Source organism: Formosa sediminum, assembly GCF_007197735.1.
GTDB classification, from domain to species: Bacteria; Bacteroidota; Bacteroidia; order Flavobacteriales; family Flavobacteriaceae; genus Formosa; species Formosa sediminum.
In genome coordinates, this window is sequence record NZ_CP041637.1 from 3,539,180 (window position 1) to 3,561,114 (window position 21,935).

Sequence of the window (21,935 nt, forward strand, 5' to 3'; positions counted from 1 at the left end):
AATTTAACTTGATTCAAATTACTAAAAAAGGGTAATTAATACACCTCAAAAATTAGTTTTAAAGCGCAAACAAAAAATATTTTGGTACCAAAAGTTAAAATTTTAACTCTTTAAACTTCTAAAATCATTAAAAAAAGCCCCTAATAAAAACCTCTAAAAAGTTGTAAAATTTGATTAATATTTAAAAAAACATGATAAAAGTCATATTTTTTTAAATATTAATCAAAATAAAAGGCAATAAACAAAACATATCGCAATAACAATTATGTTAAATTTATGTTAAAAGTAGATGGATAAAAGACTCTTTAATCCCAACAATAGCAAAGCTTTAGCCAATTTCGCACTAAAGCAATCGATTACCCCATACCCTAAGATGTTTGTTTTCTACCAAAATTCAATCATATCTTTGCATAAAATTAACACGAGTATATTTCAAATTTCGGCACAAGAAAGTGTCAAAAATCAAATTAATAACTATAAATTTTTAAATTATGAAAACTGAAAATCATCCCTTAAAAATTTCTCAAATTTTAAGTTTAATATTTACGCTCTTTAGTGCTTCTGTAATGTTAGCTCAAACGTACACATTAAACAATGATGCTTCAAAATTAAGTGTATTTGGAACATCAAGTTTACATGATTGGGAAATGGTTGCTGAACAAAAGAGTGGTTCAATAAGTCTAAACACAACAGCTGAAACGCCTTCAATTTCGGCTTTAAATTTAAAAGTCGTTGCAGAAAGTCTTGAAAGTGGTAAATCTGGTATGGATAAAAATGCTTACAAAGCATTAAAAACAGACGATCACAAAAGCATAGACTTTAAAATGGTAGATATTCAATCTATTACAAGCAAAGGTAATGGAGTATACGCTGTAAAAACCACTGGAAACTTAACTATAGCAGGAACAACAAAAACTATAACCTTAAATTTTAACTTAACTCTTACAGACAATAAAGTAAAACTAAACGGAAATTACACTTTTAAAATGACACAATTTAAAGTGGAACCTCCAACAGCCATGTTTGGTACTATTACAACTGGCGATGAACTAAAAATTGAATTTAATATAGTATTACAATAACTTATTTAAATTTTTAAAAACACAAAACGATGAAAAAGTATATACAACCTTTAATAATTGCAATTGTACTTATAGCTACTACAGCCAATACATTTGCTCAGGATAATAGAAATATTGACAACTACAGACAACCTGATAAACGAGGCATTAACGTATTTGAAGATCCAAAAGATACTATTTCTACTTTTGACCAACTTCACGTAAGAATGGGCGGATCTTTTGCTTTACAATTTCAAGGATTAGATCATAGTAATTCAGGAGATGCTCCTTTAGATGAATTAACTTCTAACTTTAATTTACCTACTGCAAACTTAGACTTAGATGTGGCTTTAGCTCCAGGTGTAAGAATGCATTTAAGAACATATTTATCTTCTCGTCACCACAACGAACCTTATGTAAAAGGTGGATTTTTTCAAGTAGATAAATTAGATTTTATTAAAGAAGGATTCTTAGATGACATCATGAAATATGCTACAATAAGAATTGGACAAATGGAAAATAACTATGGTGATGCGCACTTTAGAAGAACAGATAACGCACAAGCCATTTTTAACCCTTTTGTAGGTAACTTAATAATGGATTCTTTCACATCTGAAATTGGTGCTGAAGTGTATTACCAAAGAGATGGATTTATTGGTATGGTTGGATTTACTAATGGTAAAATGAACCAATCTGTTGTAGCAAATGCAAACGGAAAATCTGGAGGTGCATCATTCTTAGCTAAATTAGGATATGACAAACAACTAAATAACGACTTAAGAGTACGTTTAACAGGATCTTTATACAATACTGGATTTATACCAAGCTTATATTTATATAGTGGAGATAGAGCTGGATCAAGATATTACCATGTATTACAAGCAGAAGGTGCAGAAAGTGATAACTTTAGATCTGGACGTTTTTCACCAAGTTTTACAAATAGCATCACTGCTGTAATGATTAACCCTTTTGTAAAATATAAAGGATTAGAATTTTTTGGAACTATTGAAATGAACCAAGGAACTACAAATGCTACAAGTACTAGTGAAGCATTAGATGGTGAAACACAACAATATGCAGGAGAATTAATTTACAGATTTGGACAAAATGAAAACTTCTACTTAGGTGGGCGTTATAACGTCGTTAATTCTCAATATGACGGAACTGAAGATATGGACATTACAAGATTTCAAGCGAGTGCTGGTTGGTTTATGACAAAAAATATATTAGCGAAATTAGAATATGTAAACCAATCTTATGATGGTGGGACAGGTCTTTACGACGATGCTAAATTTGATGGTGTAATGTTTGAAGCTGTAATTAGTTTCTAACCCCTCTATTAAGAGTTATAAAAAAGGTTTTAAGAAGCTATTTTAAAGTGTGTCATTTATAATTTTCAAATCTTATAAATCTTTAAAATAGCGGATTAAAACCTAACATTAGATTATATTTTACCATAAAATCCTTACCATTACTAGTAAGGATTTTTTTTATATTTTTTATTATAATAATATATACTATTATTAAATTTAACTCATTCTCTATTAAATTAAACAAACAAAAACTATAATAAATTATGTTGTTAAAAAGAATAACACTCGTATTGGTTGTAATTATTAACGTATCGTTTATTAGTATTAATCACAAAAATAAAGTTCACGTTAGTATAAAACCTAGCAGTAAATTAACAATAAACGGAGAGACTAACATTACAGATTTTTCATGTGTATTTAATTCGGTTACATTAGATAAAATTGCACCTATTACTTATATTTCAAAAACTAATAGCACTATTTTTCAAGATGCTACATTGGTTTTAAACAATACAGATTTTGATTGTGGTAAAAGAATGATTAATAAAGATTTTAGAGCGCTCTTAAAAACCGAAACTTATCCAGAAATTATTATTCATTTAAATGAAGTTAAATACCCTAACTCCAACAGTGATGATGCTTATGCATTAGTAAATTTTATTATTGCAGGAACATCAAAACCTTATAAAATTCCAATAACTATTACAAAAGACGAATTACTCACAATACAAGGGGAAATCAGTTTAAACATTAGAGATTTTGGATTAGAAAACCCTAATAAAATGTTAGGTTTAATAAAAATTGAAGATGTAGTTTCTGTACACTTTAAATTAGATTTAGAAGTATTATAATTATATTAAACATTAATTATACAGCTAGTCACTACTACAATTATCTACAAAAAAATAAACAGCTAATATAATTTTTAATCTTTTAATAGTTTTATAATTATAATGTTTTAGTTAGAATTTACAGCCTTAAAATGTTAATTAAATTGCATAAAAAAGAGGCTGCCCTCCCAAACAGCCTCTTGATAAAAAAGTAGTTAATACTACTCCAACTAATAGCTGCTCAAATATATAAAACTTTAATATTCTAATTATACTGAAACACGTAAAAGATGTAACTTTTTTAAAGCTTAAATTTAACTCTCATTTTTCAGAGTTTTATTATTACTTGCTAAGTAATAATTAGCTTATACATGCCCCTAATTTCCTATATTAATATGTATGGCAAATACTACTTTAAAGGCTTATTACCTCTATAAACTTCCAGTAAATCTAATTTAATCATTTTAAACTCATGAATAAAAAAGCTAAATACGCCTTACAAAATCCTAATTATCTATTTTTTTTATTTTTTTTTAACATAAATTTAAGTTATTACAATTTAGTGTTATAACTTTGAGATTACCCAAATAATCAATAACATAAACCTACTGCGAATGCAAAATTTTACATATTCATCATTATTTTGGAAAATATTTAACTACTCAAAGTTTAAAACACCAATCTTAACTAAAAGCACTAAATTTAGCTTTTATTTATTAATATTTAGCATATTAACATTTAACTCGTTTAGTGTGAGAGGAAATGCTAATAGAATCATTAAACCCGATAAAAGTTATTTTTCTGAAAACACAACTAATTCATCTTCCAAGAGTAACGAGTTATATTCCATTCAATTAACTCAACCTAGTGAAATTAGTGGTGCGCGAACAGTGTGCCAAGGAAGTACCGAAACTTACTCTATTTCACCTGTTATAGGTGCTTCAGGATACACATGGACTATGCCTGATGGAATTAGCATTGTTTCAGGACAAGGCACTACAAGTGTTATTGTTTCCATTTCAGACACAGCTAATGAAGGACAACGGAATATAAGTGTACGAGCTTATAACAGTCTTGAAACTAGTCAAAATAGAGACAAAACAATCGAGTTTAAAAGACAATCTATTGCTCCTACTACAATTACAATTAACAATATAGCTTACACAGGTCAATCTATTTGTTACGATAGCCAAGGACAAACAAACAACATTCACATGAAAGTTTCAGGCGGAGATAAAGGCAGTAATGGAACTATAAGATGGTATACTGAAAGTTGTTACGGTAGTTATTTATCTAATGCAGAACAAATAGATGCTAATATTACAGCTGGTTCATCTAAAACCTTTTACGTTTCATATAAAGGAGATTGTAATGAAACTGAATGTATTGCCGTAACTATTAATACTAATAGTGGTGTAGGTGAAACAATTGGATCTATTTCTGGACCAAATAATGTTTGTAAAAACTCAAATAATATAACTTATACAGTCCCTACCGTTACAAATGCAGAAAGTTATACGTGGACATTGCCTCCAGGTGCGACTCCAATTACTGGGACATTACAAACTACGACTAACAGTATTACCGTTAATTATCTTAACGCCTCTTCTGGGCAAGTGACAGTAATTGCTAAAGGTGCTGGAGATTGTGGTGGTGTAACCAACCAAGCGAGCTTAGAGGTAACAACTACTAATCCTCTTACTACTCCAACATTTATAAATGCTAATACAGATGTATGTGTGGGAAGTATTCAAACATTTACTGTAACTGAAATTCCAGATGCAACATCTTATAATTGGACAGTTCCTTTAGGAGCAACTATTACATCTGGATCTGGAACACATTCAATAACTGTAGACCTTAACACTGCTTTAGCTGGAAATATAACTGCACAAGCTATAAATTCTTGTGGTACAAGTAATATAACTACGCTACCACTAACATTAAAAACCGTTCCAAGTAATCCAACAGCTATTACAGGACCTAATATAGTATGTGCTGGAGAAACAATGGTTGCATATGAAATATCTGAAATTATAAATGCAACCTCGTACCAATGGAGTATTTCTAATGGTTCTGCAACTTTTAATGGTTCTTCTTCATCAAATTCAATAGTTTTAGATATATCCAATACACCTTTGGCCAATTTTACAATTTCTGCTGTTGGTGTAAATGATTGTGGTGAAAGTAGTATAAATACAGAATTACTTGTAAATATAAATGAACGCTCTGTTGCTCCTACCACAATTACATCTTCCAATTCTAATACTATATGTGAAGGAACGTCAACAACACTTAATGTTTCTGGTGGTACTTTAGGTACTGGAGCAATTATAGAATGGTATTCTGATAGTTGTGGAGGCACACCTGTAGGTACTGGAAATAATATTCTTGTTTCCCCAACATCAAGTACTACATATTTTGCTAGATATAACGGAATTTGTAACATTACTGCATGTACCTCAACAACTATTAACGTAGACCCTTTACCTGATAGTGCTGGTGCATTAACAGGAATTAATGTAGTCTGTCAAGGCGAAAACAATATAGAATATTCTGTACCTTCCATTCCAAACGCAACTCATTATATTTGGACTTTACCTACAGGCGCAAGCATTGTTTCTGGAGAAGGAACCAATACTATTGAAGTAAACTATGATATCTTTACAGCTATTTCTGGTGTTATAACCGTCCAAGGTCAAAATGACTGTGGAACAGGAACAATTTCTGCTAATTATGGTGTTACAGTTAATCCTAAACCCATAATTTCTGTAAATCTACCTAGTCAGACTATTTGTAGTACTGATGCTATATTACCTATTAATATTTTAAATGATAATAGCGTAGCCGGAATTTCATATTCTTGGACACGTGATAATACAACAAGCCTAACCGGCATTGCTTCTAGCGGAACTGGAGCTTCAATCAACGGTTCATTAAGCAATAACACAAATAATCCTATAACAACTACTTTTACTATAACTGCTACAGCTAACGGGTGTTCAAGTCAAATTACAGCTTCTATAACAGTAAATCCAACTCCTACTGTATCAGCTACAAATACACTACAAAACATTTGTTATGGAGATAACATCACTCCTATCGTAATAAGCAATCCAAATAACATTGCCGGTGTAACTTACAGCTGGACTAGAAATAATACTACAGGATTAACTGGATTAGAAAGCGGTACAAGTGCTACAATTTCAGGAGCCTTAGTTAATACAACAAATTCTCCACAAACCACTACATTTACCATAACAGCTTTAGCAAATGGTTGTGAGGGCGAAACAATAACAGCTACAATTACTGTAAATCCAGAGCTCGTTATTTCTATAAATCCAGATCTTAGACCAGACGTTAATCAAACAGTTTGTAGTGATACAGAAATAACTCCTATAGAAATCTTAAACGATAATAATTTAGAAAATGTAGAATACTATTGGGAACGTACAGATAGATTTTCTGTGGTTAAAGGACTAGAAAGTGGAACTGGATCTAGTATTTCAGGAACATTGCAAAATACTGATTATAGAAATAGAATTATTACATTTAAAATTTGGGCGGTTGCAAACGGTTGTATAAGTAATGTTATTGAAGATATACAAATTAGAATAATACCTACCCCGATTGTTGAAGTAACTCCAATAGAGCAAACCATATGTAATGAAGGCACTATCTCAATGGCTATTGGTAATACTTATAACACGAATAATACAACTTACAGTTGGACTAGAGACAACACTAGTAATGTTACTGGAATAGCACCATCCGGAACAGGAAATGCTATTACAGGAACCTTAACCAATACAACTACCGAAACCCAAACCGTAACATTTACAATAACAGCTACACGACTAAAGTGTAGTACCACAACAACTGCCACTGTAATAGTGTATGCTCCTTTATCAACTCCTGTAATTGCTAACAGTCAAACTGTCTGTTGGGGAGAGTCACCTACAGATTTATATTTAAATGATGCTATTACAGGTGGTTCAGGAAATTATAATTATCAATGGCAATATAGACAGAATGAAAATAATGGTTCTTGGTCAACCATAGGAAATGGAAATACAACTTCTCCAAACAACTCTGGATTTTATAGATTAAGTGTGTCAGATAATGAATGTAGTACGATTTTATATAGTAATATAATCGAAATTGAATATGTAGGGATTGGAGGAGTGACAGATCAGCCTAAAATAACTAATGCACCTAGCACTACGGAAATATATTGCCCAGGAGATCCTATAAGTCCAACCATTACAATTGAACATTATGCTAGTAGCATAGAGTATGCATGGGCATCAAATGCGTCTTATTTTACACCTGCAACAGGAGTCATAAATGGTAATAGATCTGGTGGTTTATTCACTGGCTACGAATCTACAGCAACAATAAATGCAACTCTAAAAAACAATGGAAACAATACAATAATTACATCATTTTATATTACTCCAATATATGACTTTTTCATAGGTCCTGAGTGTTATTCAGACCCTATAGAGTTACCTTTACAGATTTACCCAACTCCAAAAATTCTTAGCATTACTGCTTCAGAAAACGAAATTTGTAGTGGTTCTAGTGCAGATATAATTGTAGATGGAAACATTACAGATAACCCAATGGAGTTTAGTTGGACTAGGAATGAAACAACAAATGTTCTAGGAGACTCAAGTGGTGAGTCTGGTATTATTTCACAAAATGGAGTATATACCCTGAATAATGTACTAACAAATACTACTTCATCACCTAAAACAGTTACTTATACTATAACACCAAAATCTACAACAGGGTGTGGTTCTGGTACTCCCGTAACTTATAGTGTAATCGTTCAACCATTTATTGCTGCTGAAGCTAGTTTAATAAGTACCATTGACTCTTGTGACGACACAACTGTACAATTAAGTGCTAATACTAATATATCAGGAACGTGGACCGCTTTACCTTTAGGTGGTGTATTCTCAGACATTACAGATCCTAATGCTACATTTACTGGCGAAAGTGGCACAAACTATACTTTAACATGGACCGTTGTAAATGAATCATTATGTGGTGAGAGTAGTAAAAATGTAACTGTAAATATTCCTGCATGTACAGGTAACGATTTCAATTTTAATGGTACTAATACGAGCGTGAACTTTGGAAATAATTACAATCTAAATGGTCCTTTTAGTATTGAAATATGGGCTAAACCAAATACAACGTCTGGACAGCAAACCTTATTTTCTAAACGTAGTGCTACAAGTACCACTTCTGGGTACGATTTAACCTTAAATGGAGGCTCTATTGCTTTTAATTATAACAACGGAACTTCTATCTATACCACAGGCTTAACAACTAACCGTTGGTATCATATCGCTGTAACCTATAGCGGTTCTGTATATAAACTTTATATAGATGGCATCCTTAAAGCTACACAAAATGGAGACGGTCCGCAATCTAATTCTAGTTTAGCACTGCTCGGAGCCAAACAATCAACCCTGCTACCTACAAATTATTATAACGGTTGGCTAGATGAATTACGTATATGGAACACCGCTTTATCTGAAGACCAAATTCGTGAAATGATGAATCAAGAAATTCAAAATAACGGAGGGAAAGTTAGAGGTGCAATTATACCATTAGATATTACAGGTAATCTAGATTGGAATACAAATTTAGTTGGGTACTACCAAATGGGTTCAAATATATTAAACGGAACTTTAACATCTGTTAATGGTGCTGCATCAGGTACTTTAAGAAACATGACATCTAAGCAACAAGAAACTGCACCATTACCTTACGAGACTAATGGAAATTCCAATTGGGATTCTGCCGCAGCATGGATGAATGCAGATGTAAACCAAATACCTAACAGCAGTGGAATTACATGGAATATTGTAAAAATAAAAAACAATATTACACTAGATAGAACGACAACTGTTTTAGGCTTAATTGTAGAAGATAATACCTTAACTGTTCCAGACAATTCTCCTCTAACTGTATCTAAATATTTGAAATTAGATGGTACCTTAAAACTAGAAGGTGAAGCACAATTATTACAACCTGAAAATAGTATTGTAGATTATACAGGGACAGGAGAATTACACCTTGATCAGCAAGGAACTACAAATATTTATAATTATAATTATTGGGCATCTCCAGTAAGTACTTCTGGAACTACTAGTAATAGAACGTATAAATTAAATGAAGTCTTACATACAGGTACAACACCTGTAAGATGGACCACTAATTCTGATGGTGCTCCAGGAAATCCACCTTTTATTAGCACAAGATGGTTATACTTATTTGAAAACTATAATACAACAACTTTTAACTGGCACAAAATTGATGAAGATTACGACATTAACGTTGGTTTAGGTTATATTATGAAAGGTGCTAGTAATGCAGATTATACATTTATTGGACAACCAAATAACGGCGATTATTTAGTTAATGTATCTGCAGGAAACGATGCTCTTGTAGGTAATCCATATCCATCTGCTATAGATGCCAATACATTTATAACAGATAATCAAGTCATGCTAAATGACGGAGGTAATAATGGAGAAATTCGTTTTTGGAGACAATCTACTACAAACAATTCTCACGCAACCAAAGAGTATTTAGGAGGTTATGCCTCATTAAATTTAACTGGAGGAAATCCAGCCGTTGCTCCAGCTGATATTTCTGGAATAGGAGATGCAGACAATTACATTCCTAAACGCTATATACCAGTTGCTCAAGGTTTTTTTATTACTGCAGGACAAGCCGGTAATATTATCTTTAATAATGGTCAGCGTATTTATAAAACAGAAACTGACGGCAGTTCAATTTTCTTAAGAACAGATGGTACAGATCAAAACGATGACAACGATGTACAACGCATTCGTTTAAATTTCAAAAATCCTGATAATGCAACCAGACAATTATTGTTAGGGTTTACACCAGATAATGCTGCAACAGATGATGTGGATTTTGGTTATGATGCCACAAATTTTGAATCTATTTCTAGTGACTTATTATTTTTGATTAATGATAACACTTATGTTATTCAAGGGGTTGGAGCGTTTGATGAAACCAAACAATATCCTTTAGCTTTATTTATGGGAAAAGACGGAAATATTGAAATTACCCTAAATACTCTGGAAAATTTTGATACTGATATAGATGTCTTTATTTACGATAGTTATGAAAACACCTATACAAAAGTTAACAACTCTAAATACCAAATACATTTAGATAAAGGAGCGTATACAGATCGTTATTTTGTAGCGTTTAAAGAAGAAAATAGACTAGATATTATAGAAGATGAATTACGCAAGCTTTCTGTAAATTATTTAGGTAAGACAGACGAAATCTATATTACTTCACCTAGCCATATAACTATCAAACAAGTACAATTAATAAATATATTAGGTCAAACTGTACGTGTTTGGAATGCGACTAATGCTACTTTAACACATAATTGTAAAATACCAGTAAAACAAGTGTCTGAAGGAAACTACATTGTAAAAGTCCAAACAGATCAAGGTAATGCAACCAAAAAACTTAGCATTAAGTATTAATTGGTTTTTATAAATAATAAAAATCAAAAAGTCCCGAATGTATTCGGGACTTTTTTTTGCTTAATTCTATATCTTTTTAATACTTCTTAATAAATAGGTCATTTATTTAACAGCATCTAAAAGCGCATCAAAATTTAATTTATCCTGTGTGCCTTCAGCCATATTCTTAAGTGTAAAAACTTCAGATTTCACTTCCTCTTCACCTACTAAAACCACAAATGGAATTGCACGTTTATTGGCATGATTCATCTGTTTTTTCATCTTAGCAGCATCCGGATATAATTCAGCATTAATACCAGCCGCTCTTAATTTCTGAATAGCTTTTAAACTGTATAACGCTTCTGCATCTCCAAAATTTATAAATAAAACCTTTACATTTTTATTTACTGCTTCTGGGAATAATTCTAATTCTTCTAATACCAAATAAATACGGTCTAATCCAAAACTTATTCCTACTCCACTTACATCCTTAAGACCAAATATTCCAGTTAAATCGTCGTAACGACCACCACCACCAATAGATCCCATAGACACACCATCCGGTGCTGCAACTTCAAAAATAGCACCAGTATAATAATTTAATCCGCGTGCTAAAGTTACATCCAACTGTAAAGCAGCTGTTTTTAAACCTAAAGTTTCAATACCTGTATTGATAAATTCCAATTCTTCAACACCTTTTAATCCTTCTTCAGAGGTACTCAAAATAGATTTTAAACTTTGTATTTGTACTTCAAAAGTTCCAGATAAAGTGAAGAGTGGTTGCAATTTATCAATTCCGCTTTGCGGAATCCCTTTCCCTAACATTTCTTCTTTTACTTTCTCCTCTCCTATTTTATCTAATTTATCTAAAGCAACAGTAAAATCTATTAATTTATCTTTTGCACCAATAACTTCGGCTATACCAGATAAGATTTTACGATTGTTAATTTTAATGGTAACACCTTCTAATTTTAAAGCTGTAAACACCGCATCGTATAATTGCACAAATTCCACTTCTTGCCAAAGTGATTTAGAACCTACAACATCTGCATCGCATTGATTAAATTCTCTAAAACGTCCCTTTTGCGGACGGTCTGCTCTCCAAACGGGTTGCATCTGGTAACGCTTAAACGGAAATTCAATTTCATTTTGATGTTGCACGACATATCTTGCAAACGGTACCGTTAAATCGTATCGTAATGCTTTTTCTGAAATACTTGATGTTATTTTAGTTGAATTTTTTTCAGCATATAAATCTTCATCAACTTTACTAAGATAATCACCTGAATTTAAAATTTTAAAAATTAAACGATCGCCTTCATCTCCATATTTTCCCATTAGAGTTTCAGAATTTTCAAAACTCGGTGTTTCTATAGGTTGAAAACCATACGTTTCAAAAACAGTTTGAATGGTTTTAAATATATATTGTCGTTTTGCAACTTGTTCCGGATTAAAATCGCGTGTTCCTTTAGGAATACTTGGTTTTTGTGCCATTGGTATATTTTAATTTGAACGCAAATATCTAAATTTTTGATGTGACTTAATAAGATAATTTAATTTTATAGTAACTTTATTACGTTTTTGTAGTCTTATATAAAAACACCCAACCCATAACAATATATTCATGTTTTCACTTGTTCGAGAAAATATTAGAATTGCTTTCGATTCTATAAGAGGTCAATTACTTCGTACCATATTAACAGTACTAATTATTGCCATAGGTATTACTGCTTTAGTTGGAATTTTAAGTGCCGTTTCTGCTTTAGAAACAACTATATCTAGCGATTTCTCGTCTATGGGAGCAAATACATTTAACATTCAGCGTTACGAGTTTACTGCACGTAGGCAAGCTGGGGAACGCCAAAAAGTAAATCCTATTATTAGCTATCAGAACATTCGTGATTTTGAAGATCAATATAAATATCCTTTCACAAAAACATCCGTTTCATTTACAGGAACATCAATAGCTGAAGTTAAATTTGAAAACGAAAAAACAGATCCTGAAGTTACTGTTATAGGTGCTAATGAAAATTTTATACAAAATTCAGGTTTAAAAGTAGATCAAGGTAGAGAATTTAATGCGTTAGAAGTTGATAACAACTCAAATGTATGCATTATTGGTAGTGATTTAGTAAAAGCTTTATTTAAAGAAGACAATCCTATAGATAAAACTATATCTATTAGAGGATTTAAATTTAAAGTAATTGGCGCATTAGAATCTAAAGGCTCCACTTTTGGTAACAATCAAGATTTAAGAGTTATAATGCCCTTACAAAAAGCACGTTCTATTTTCACCAATTCAAATATTAATTATGCATTAAGTATTATGGTAGAAAAGAAAGAATTATTAGATCAGGCCCAAGATGATGCTATTATAACTTTTAGAAACATACGCGGTTTAAATCCTATTGAAGATAATAATTTTGGTATGGAACGTAGTGACGATTTAATAAACAGAATTGGAGCCATTACAGGAGTATTATCTACAGCTGCTTGGATTATTAGTATTATTACTATTCTGGGCTCTTCTATCGCATTAATGAATATTATGCTAGTTTCTGTAAGTGAACGTACACGTGAAATTGGAGTAAGAAAAGCCTTAGGTGCCAAACAAAGCACCATAGCTTTTCAGTTTTTTATAGAAACCATAATCATTGGTCAGTTAGGTGGTATCTTAGGAATGATACTTGGTATATTAATTGGTATCGGGTTTGCAAGTGCAGTCGATTTTCAATTTACTATGCCTTGGTCTGCCATGATATGGGCTAGTGTAATTACCTTTATAGTAGCTATAATTTCTGGATCTTATCCGGCATCTAAAGCCTCAAAATTAGATCCTATAGAATCTTTACGCTACGAATAAAGTATTTAATTAGCATTCACTAATTCATTAAAATAGGTATATAATTCACCCTTAGTAATGTTTGCACCTCGTTGTATTAACTTAAAAATATCTAGGTTTTTATCTTCAGAGTAGGTTTTGTTGGCTTGTAGAAACTCGACTTCATCATCTAATAAGTTTTTTCTTAACCATTCAAATCCTTCTTTAGTTGCTAAATCTTTATCATTTTTAAGCTTAATAGCAATTAAATGCATATTGGTTTCGCCAAGCGAAAATAAATGCATGTGTTGTCCAGAAATATGCTCTAGGTATTTTACTTTCCCTAAGACACCTTCCCAAACCAAATCACTAAAAACATCTAATTCTTGTTCTGCAACTTCGGGTTTTGTTTCTTTTATGGTTTTCCATTCTGCAGCATCTATAGACTGCGTTGCTAAGAAATTAATAAATTCTTGATGTAATTCTTCAAATTGTTCTTTTGTAAGTCTTGCGTACTTCATATGTAATTAATTTATAGAATTATAAACGGCAAAAGGTCTATCTGTTGCAAAGATATCTACGCCCAAATCTTGCCATATTTTATAACTTGTATCATTTTTAGTCTTAGCTTGTTGGTCCAAGTTTCCTAAAGTTCCAAGCATACAAACTATATTTTGTGAATGTAATTTTTCGTATAATGTAACATTAGACAATCGTGTTCCTGTAAATGCCAACATATTTTTTGTTGGAATATTAGCATCTAATAAATTATTAAATTCCGTTTCATTTCTTGCAGATACAGATAACAATAAGTCTGGTGCCAAATTGTATGCAGATTTTGCTTGTTGTACATCATAAGTAATTAGTATACATACGTCTTCTGCTTTTACTGCTCTAATGGCATTTATAACAACTTCCTGACTTACGCTTCCTTTAACATCTATAGTAAGTACAACATTATTGGCTTTACACCAAGATAGTACATCTTTAAATAATGGAATTTTATAAGCTGTTTTATTTCCATAATCATCTACTAAATTAAAAGATTTTAGAGATTCATAGGTTAAATTTTTAACTAAACCTGTACCTGTAGAAGTTCTATCTATTGCGTTATCGTGCATTAATACGAGTACACTGTCTTTAGTTTGAGCCACATCAATTTCATAGATTGCAGAAATACTATCATTAACATATTGTATGGTTTCTAAGCAATTTTCTGGGTAAAACGCTAATCCTTTACCTCCCCGATGAACACTTACATGGGGTAGTTGTGTATTAGACGCTTTAAATACCTCTATTAATTTTGAATCTTTTCTGGTTGTATTACAACTAAAAAAACTAATTAAAATACAAGCTAATAAAAAATGTTTCATATTTTTTTAAATTAAAAAAACCGTCTAGAACAAGTCTAAACGGTTTTAATATTATGATTGCTTTTAAATTAGTCTGCTTGAGCAACTACTTCAAAAGGGAAATCTACAGTTACTTCGCGGTGTAAACGAATTACAGCCTCGTATTTACCTAAACGTTTAACATTACCTCCAATTACAGTAATGTATTTTTTGTCTATAGACTGTCCTTCTTTAGCTATAGCTTCTGCTAAGTCGATGTTATTTACAGAACCAAATAATTTATCTCCTGATCCTACTTTAGAAGAAATTTTAATGTCTAAAGCTTTTAAAGCTTCAGCAATTACATTTGCTTCATCAACAATTTTTTGTTCTTTAAAAGCTCTTTGCTTTAAGTTTTCAGCCAATACTTTCTTTGCAGAAGGTGTAGCTAAAATAGCGCTTCCTTGAGGAATTAAAAAGTTTCTACCATAACCGTTCTTAACTGTTACAACATCGTCTTTAAACCCTAAATTTTCAACGTCTTGTTTTAATATAAGTTCCATTGTTATCGGTATTTTATTTTAATAAATCTGCTACATATGGCATTAAAGCTAAGTGACGTGCTCTTTTAACAGCTACAGACACTTTTCTTTGATACTTTAAAGACGTTCCTGTTAAACGACGAGGTAAAATTTTACCTTGCTCGTTTACGAATTTTAATAACCAATCTGCATCTTTATAATCTACATATTTAATTCCAGATTTCTTGAAACGACAATATTTCTTTTGCTTATTAGTTTCAATATTTAAAGGCGTTAAGTATCTAATCTCACCGTCTTTTTTTCCTTTTGCTTGTTGTTCTATAGATGACATAATTACGCTTTTTGTTTTAATTTAGCTCTTCTTCTTTCTGCCCAAGCCACAGCGTGCTTGTCTAGTTTTACAGTTAAGTAACGCATAAAACGCTCGTCACGTCTAAATTCTAATTCTAATGGAGTAATTACTTCTCCTGCTACTTGAAATTCAAATAAATGGTAAAAACCACTTTTTTTGTTTTGAATTGGGTAAGCTAATTTTTTTAAGCCCCAATCTTCTTTAGATATCATCTTAGCACCGTTAGAAACAAGAAAATCTTCGTATTTCTGTACTGTCTCCTTTATCTGTGTTTCAGATAAAACGGGATTTAAGATGAAAACAGCTTCATAATGATTCATATTCAAATCTATTTTATTGTTAAAAATGGCTGCAAAAGTACAGATAATTATTAGATATAACAAACTTGTTTAAAATATTTTAATATATCCCTTATATTAAGGTATCGTTGAACTACATAAGTTTTCACTTTATCGATATTTTTTTGTTTTTTATCCGATTTATTTGTACTATTGTCGATAACTTAACCTCAAACAATTAATGTTTATGACTTTAAACTGTGTAGTAGTAGACGACTCGGCAATACAAAGGCTGTCCATAGTAAAGTTAATAGAAAACCACCCTGCTTTAAACCTGATAGCAGAATACAGTAGCGCACTTGAAACTAAAAATGGTTTAAATACGCACAAGGTAGATTTAATTTTTCTAGATATAGAAATGCCTGTACTTAATGGTTTTGAACTTCTTGATGTTTTAAACAACAAACCTCAAATTATTTTTGTTACAGGTAAGACCGAATATGCTTTTAAGGCATTTAATTATGATGCTACAGATTATTTAAAAAAGCCCATTACAAGAGAACGTTTTATGCTTGCTGTAGAAAAAGCTATAGAACAACATAAATTAAAATTAGATTTTAACGAAGCAGAAGGCGAACATATTTTTGTAAAAAGCAACCTTAAAAAACGTAAAGTATATATTAACGACATAAAATGGATTGAAGCCCTTGGTGATTATGTGAAACTGGTTACCGAAGAAACAAGTTTAGTAGTTTTATCTACTATGAAAGCTTTTGAACAGGAACTTCCTGAAGGGAAATTTTTAAGAATTCATAAATCCTATATTGTTAATTTAGACAAAATTGACAGATTTAATAGTAAGAATGTTGAAGTTGGTTCTTTTGAAATTCCATTAAGTAGAAATAAAAAATCGCAACTTATTGATGCTTTAAACAGTATTTAATATGCGTCTACGTTAACTACTAGTCTTACAGACCTAAAATCTTTTACACTATTAAAGCTGTTGTTTATTTTAACGATGGCTTTTTTTGTACCTCCTAACGATTGTTTTTGAGGGATTTTAATTAGAATATTTTTATGAAATAAATTTCTAATTCTAGATACAGGAGGATCTTCTGGTCCCAATACATTATCACCAAAAATTTGCCGCAATGCTTTCCCTAACCATTGAGAAGCCATATTTACGCGATTAAAATCTTTATGTTTTAGAGTAATCCGAATTAGCCTGTATACTGGTGGATACTTAAAATTATAACGATCGTCCATTTGCTCCTTATACATAGCAGCATAATTATTAGTAGACACTTGCTGTAATATATTATGATAAGGGTTATACGTTTGTATTAAAACTTGCCCTTGTTTTTGTGTTCTTCCTGCACGACCAGACACTTGAGATAATAGTTGATAACTACGCTCATGAGCTCTAAAATCTGGAAAATTCAATAAATTATCGGCATTCATAATACCTACCAAAGCTACATTCCTAAAATCTAATCCTTTAGTAAGCATTTGTGTCCCCACCAAAATATCCATTTCTTGCTGTTCAAAAGCGGTAATTATTTTTTCGTAACCATATTTACCTCGTGTGGTATCTAAATCCATACGGCCTGTTTTATAATTTGGAAACAATAATTTAACCTCCTCCTCGATTTGCTCTGTTCCAAAACCTTTAGTATCTAAAGCAGTATCTCCGCAAGCTTGACATTTTAATTGCATTGCCATATTGTAACCACAATAATGACAACGTAATTGATTTCTATAATTATGAAACGTTAAACTAACATCGCAATTTGGACATTGTGGTGCATGTCCGCAAGTTTTACACTCTACGATTGGCGAAAAACCTCGTCTGTTTTGAAATAAAATAATCTGATGGCCTTCCTCTAAAGTCTCAGTCATAACATTAATCATTCTATCACTAAAATGACCTTTCATTAACTTTCGTTTTTGCTTATCTTTAATATCTACCAATTCAATTTTAGGCATTAAGACATTATTGAATCGCTTTGTAATTTCTACTAAACCATACTTCCCTTGTTGTACATTAAAATAACTTTCTAAACTTGGTGTTGCCGAACCTAATAGTGTTTTTGCACCATGGATATGCGCCAACACAACCGCCGTATCTCTAGCGTGATATCTTGGTGCAGGATCAAACTGTTTAAAAGATTGTTCATGTTCTTCATCAACAATAATTAATCCTAAAGAAGTAAACGGTAAAAATACTGATGAACGCGCTCCTAATACCACTTGAGCTTTTGGAGAATTTATTAATACATTATTCCAAACCTCAACACGTTCATGCGCAGAGTATTTAGAATGAAATACAGCAACTTGATCTCCAAAGTAATTTTGTAACCTATTTACCAATTGTGTAGTTAAAGCTATTTCAGGCAACAAATACAAAACTTGTTTTCCTGTTTTTAAAACATCTTCTATCAGTTTTACATAAACCTCTGTTTTTCCTGAAGAGGTTACGCCATGAAGCAAAGTTACTTGATGTGTATTATAGGTGGTAAGTATTTGTTTTAACGCCTCTTCTTGTTCAGTATTTAAGGTTTTAGAGGCTTCAACTTCATTACCCTGATATTCAACACGGTCTGTTTGAATAAAATATTCATCTAAAATAGATTTATCTATCAACGATTTTACAATACTACTTGAAGCTCCACTAGATTCTGTTAATTCTGAAACCTTTATAGGTTTTTTAGTTTTAGCAGATAATTGAAATAAGCTCATAACCACATCACGTTGCTTAGGTGCACGACTTAAATCATCTAACAACGCTTGTAAGCCTTCTGCAGTGGCATGGTTCTCTTTAAGTTTAACATACTTAACTAGCTTAGGTTTATACTTTTCAAAAACTTCTTCTTCAACGACGATTGCTCCCTTTTCTAAAAGTCGTTTTATTATTGGAAAGACTTGTTTTTTATCTACAATATCAATAATATCCTGAATTCGTAAAGAAGATTGATGATGTAAGGCTTCATAAATTAAAAACTCATCGTCTTTTAAGTCAGTATCGTGTATGACTTGTTTTGTGTTTTTACTTATTAAAGTTTCACTTTCTAAAATAAAAGCATTTGGTAAGGCTGCACGCATAACATCCCCAACAGTACACAAATAATAGTTAGACATCCAATCCCACATTCGTAATTGGGTGGCGGTTACTATAGGAAATTCATCTAAAATTTGATGTATCTGTTTAGCCTCATAAATGGTTGGTGGTGTATTATGCACTAACTTTACAATAGCGGTGTAAACTTTTGTTTTACCAAAAGGCACAGCGACACGCATGCCAGGTTTAATAAAACCAGATTCTGCTTCTGTTATTACATATGTAAATAAATTCTCTACAGGAATAGGCAATATAACATTTATATAATGAGGCATACATTAACGGCTTTTATGTAATTGGCGTAAGGATACATTTAACTCATAACCTAACAAAATAATATTTGCATTTAACCACAAATAAATCATTAAAATAAGTAACGCTCCAATAGAACCATAAAGTTCGTTGTATTGAGAGAATTGCTCTATGTATATACCGAATAAATACGACACAGAAGCTATTAAAAATGTGGTTAACAATGCACCTACAGAAAAGAATCGACTATCCTTTCCTTCCTTGGTACCAAAATAGTAAATGGTTGCTGTAGACACATAAATCATAATAATTCCAAATACATATTTAGATATGTTAACCCAAATAATACTACTATCTCCAACTTCCACACCTTGATATTCTAAGGTAGTAAATAAACTACCAAGCACATAAATTTCGACAAAACCAAGACCTGCTACAAAAATAATAACTAAAAAAGCTAAGATTAATGCTACTCCTAAAGCATATAAATACTGTCTTACTATAGTTCTAGAAAGCTCTGCATGATATGAATTTTCAAAAGCTGAAAACACAGCACTTATCCCATTAGCCATTAAAAAAATAGATAATAGAAATACTGTAGATAATAACCCGCCACGTTCTGAACGGTCTATATTTTCAAAAATATTTTTAAAGAAAAAATCTGATGTTGTAGGTGGTAAGAAGGATTCTAAAAAATCTAAAAACTCAACTTTAAACCCTTCTATAGGAATATGCGGAATTAAAATTAAAATAAATAACAAAAATGGAAATATAGCCATAAAAAAATTAAAAGCTATAGCACTTGCTCTAGAGGTTAATGCACCTTTAAAAACACCAATAATATATAATTCTAATAAGTCGTAAACAGATAACCCTTCTAATCCAGGTAATTTTAAACTTTTAAAAAATTTTACAACGAATCTAACTACCGGAATTTTATCTAGTTTATCCTCTATAGGTTTTGTCATAATTAAACCGCTTTCAGGCTTAAATCCATATTATAAACAGAATGCGTTAAGGCTCCAGAAGAAATATAATTTACACCACATTCTGCATATTTTCTTAGAGTATCTTCATTAATCCCTCCAGAAGATTCGGTCTGACACGTCTCTCCTATTAATTTCACAGCCATTTTAGTATCGGCGTAATTAAAATTATCGATTAAAATGCGATACACACCATCATTTTGAAGAATTTCTTCAATCTCTGCAAGAGTTCTTGCCTCAACAATAATTTTTAAATCTTTTTGGTTCGATTTTAAATAGGCTTTGGTTTTTGTTATTGCTGCAGTAATCCCTCCAGCAAAATCAATATGATTATCTTTTAGCATAATCATGTCGTACAGTGCAAATCTATGGTTTTCACCGCCACCTATATTAACCGCCCATTTTTCTAAAGCACGAATTCCAGGTGTTGTTTTTCTTGTGTCTAAAATTTTAGTTCCTGTACCTGCTAACAAATCTACATACGATTTTGTTTTTGTTGCAATCGCACTCATACGTTGCATGGCATTTAACACTAAGCGTTCAGCTTTTAAAATAGATTGAGATGCTCCTTCAACATAAAACACAATATCGCCATATTTTACCTTGGTCCCGTCTTCAATTAAAGTTTCTATTTTTAAATCGCCATCAATATAATTAAAAACCTTTTTAGCAAATTCTACACCTGCAATTATACCGTTGTCTTTTACCAACAGTTTTGCTTTTCCTTGTGCAGTAGCTGGAATGCATGCCAAAGAACTATGATCGCCATCACCAACATCTTCTCGAACAGCATTACTTATAATACCTTCTATTTCTTTATCGAATTGCGCCTTACTTATCATAAAAATTGTTTGTGGCTAAATTACTAATTGCGAATTTAAATTCTGAATAAAATCAAAACTAAAAAATTTCTATACTTCCTTTACCTTCCCTTACAATTACAGGCGCGTCTCCTGAAAAATCAATCACTGTCGAAGCTTGATTACCACCATAACCGCCATCCACAACTAAATCGACTAGATTATCCCATTTTTCAAGAATCAATTCAGGATCTGTTGTATATTCTAAAACCTCATCATCATCGCGAATAGAAGTAGATACTATAGGATTCCCTAGAGCTTTTACAAGTTCTAAAGCAATTTTATTATCTGGTACTCTAATTCCAACTGTTTTCTTTTTCTTAAAAACAGACGGCAATGTTTTAGCTCCAGGTAAAATAAATGTATACGGGCCAGGTAATGCTCTTTTTAGTACTTTAAATGTAGAGGTATCTATTTGCTTAACGTAATCGCTTAAGTTACTTAAATCGTAACATATAAAAGAAAAATTTGCTTTATCTAACTTCACCCCTTTTATTCTAGCTATACGCTCTAAAGCCTTGGTATTAGTAATATCACAACCTAATCCATACACCGTATCTGTGGGATAAATAATTAAACCTCCTTGTTTTAAAACCTCAATGATTTTTTTTATCTCTCTAGGATTCGGATTTTCCTCGTAAACTTTTATTAACTCAGCCATA

The 21,935-nt window shown here is 31.6% G+C and carries 16 protein-coding genes; 6 read left to right on the forward strand and 10 right to left on the reverse strand.

Features of this window, described 5'->3' with window-relative positions:
- The first annotated feature begins 491 nt into the window (after positions 1-491).
- From FNB79_RS15540 to FNB79_RS15555, 4 genes are all read left to right on the forward strand, one after another.
- Complete coding sequence (locus tag FNB79_RS15540) at positions 492-1,082, forward strand: YceI family protein (protein WP_143382231.1); 591 nt, start codon at positions 492-494, stop codon at positions 1,080-1,082.
- Positions 1,083-1,111: 29 nt separating this feature from the next.
- Positions 1,112-2,392: a hypothetical protein gene (locus FNB79_RS15545; protein WP_143382232.1), complete on the forward strand. Its 1,281-nt coding sequence runs from the start codon at positions 1,112-1,114 to the stop codon at positions 2,390-2,392.
- A 245-nt stretch (positions 2,393-2,637) separates the two neighbouring features.
- Positions 2,638-3,225 (forward strand): YceI family protein, encoded by a 588-nt coding sequence (locus tag FNB79_RS15550; protein WP_143382233.1) that lies wholly within the window; start codon positions 2,638-2,640, stop codon positions 3,223-3,225.
- Between the two features lie 731 nt (positions 3,226-3,956).
- A complete protein-coding gene (locus FNB79_RS15555) occupies positions 3,957-10,754 on the forward strand; it encodes a PKD-like domain-containing protein (protein ID WP_185967794.1) in 6,798 nt (2,265 codons plus the stop codon).
- A 102-nt stretch (positions 10,755-10,856) separates the two neighbouring features.
- On the opposite strand, the gene hisS is transcribed toward FNB79_RS15555, so the two are convergent.
- Positions 10,857-12,227: a histidine--tRNA ligase gene (gene hisS / locus FNB79_RS15560; protein WP_143382235.1), complete on the reverse strand. Its 1,371-nt coding sequence runs from the start codon at positions 12,225-12,227 to the stop codon at positions 10,857-10,859.
- A 130-nt stretch (positions 12,228-12,357) separates the two neighbouring features.
- On the opposite strand from hisS, the gene FNB79_RS15565 reads away from it, so the two are divergent.
- Entirely contained in the window at positions 12,358-13,596 is a 1,239-nt protein-coding gene (locus FNB79_RS15565; RefSeq protein WP_143382236.1) for an ABC transporter permease, read from the forward strand.
- Between the two features lie 5 nt (positions 13,597-13,601).
- On the opposite strand, the gene FNB79_RS15570 is transcribed toward FNB79_RS15565, so the two are convergent.
- The 5 genes from FNB79_RS15570 to rpsF all read right to left on the reverse strand — a co-directional run bounded on the left by FNB79_RS15570 (position 13,602) and on the right by rpsF (position 16,099).
- Positions 13,602-14,075: a DUF6495 family protein gene (locus FNB79_RS15570; protein ID WP_143382237.1), complete on the reverse strand. Its 474-nt coding sequence runs from the start codon at positions 14,073-14,075 to the stop codon at positions 13,602-13,604.
- A gap of 6 nt (positions 14,076-14,081) precedes the next feature.
- Entirely contained in the window at positions 14,082-14,927 is an 846-nt protein-coding gene (locus FNB79_RS15575) for a glycerophosphodiester phosphodiesterase family protein (protein WP_143382238.1), read from the reverse strand.
- 68 nt (positions 14,928-14,995) lie between these two features.
- Positions 14,996-15,448: a 50S ribosomal protein L9 gene (gene rplI, locus FNB79_RS15580; protein ID WP_143382239.1), complete on the reverse strand. Its 453-nt coding sequence runs from the start codon at positions 15,446-15,448 to the stop codon at positions 14,996-14,998.
- A gap of 13 nt (positions 15,449-15,461) precedes the next feature.
- A complete protein-coding gene (gene rpsR, locus FNB79_RS15585) occupies positions 15,462-15,758 on the reverse strand; it encodes a 30S ribosomal protein S18 (protein WP_143382240.1) in 297 nt (98 codons plus the stop codon).
- 2 nt (positions 15,759-15,760) lie between these two features.
- Entirely contained in the window at positions 15,761-16,099 is a 339-nt protein-coding gene (gene rpsF, locus FNB79_RS15590; protein WP_038528423.1) for a 30S ribosomal protein S6, read from the reverse strand.
- A gap of 205 nt (positions 16,100-16,304) precedes the next feature.
- Between rpsF and FNB79_RS15595 the strand changes: the two genes are divergently transcribed.
- Positions 16,305-17,000, forward strand: a complete 696-nt coding sequence (locus FNB79_RS15595; RefSeq protein WP_143382241.1) for a LytR/AlgR family response regulator transcription factor — start codon at positions 16,305-16,307, stop codon at positions 16,998-17,000.
- On the opposite strand, the gene priA is transcribed toward FNB79_RS15595, so the two are convergent.
- Genes priA through FNB79_RS15615 form a run of 4 tightly spaced genes read right to left on the reverse strand, consistent with a single transcriptional unit; the run spans position 16,997 to position 21,934 of the window.
- Positions 16,997-19,450 carry a replication restart helicase PriA gene (gene priA, locus FNB79_RS15600; RefSeq protein ID WP_143382242.1) on the reverse strand — a complete coding sequence of 818 codons (2,454 nt, stop codon included), beginning with the start codon at positions 19,448-19,450 and terminating at the stop codon, positions 16,997-16,999. The two genes, FNB79_RS15595 and priA, sit on opposite strands and share 4 nt — an antisense overlap.
- Before the next feature lie 3 nt (positions 19,451-19,453).
- Positions 19,454-20,395, reverse strand: coding sequence for a YihY/virulence factor BrkB family protein (locus FNB79_RS15605; protein WP_143382243.1), 942 nt, complete (start codon positions 20,393-20,395; stop codon positions 19,454-19,456).
- A gap of 2 nt (positions 20,396-20,397) precedes the next feature.
- Entirely contained in the window at positions 20,398-21,255 is an 858-nt protein-coding gene (nadC, locus tag FNB79_RS15610) for a carboxylating nicotinate-nucleotide diphosphorylase (RefSeq protein ID WP_143382244.1), read from the reverse strand.
- Between the two features lie 58 nt (positions 21,256-21,313).
- Positions 21,314-21,934, reverse strand: a complete 621-nt coding sequence (locus FNB79_RS15615) for an L-threonylcarbamoyladenylate synthase (protein ID WP_143382245.1) — start codon at positions 21,932-21,934, stop codon at positions 21,314-21,316.
- Position 21,935 lies beyond the last annotated feature (1 nt).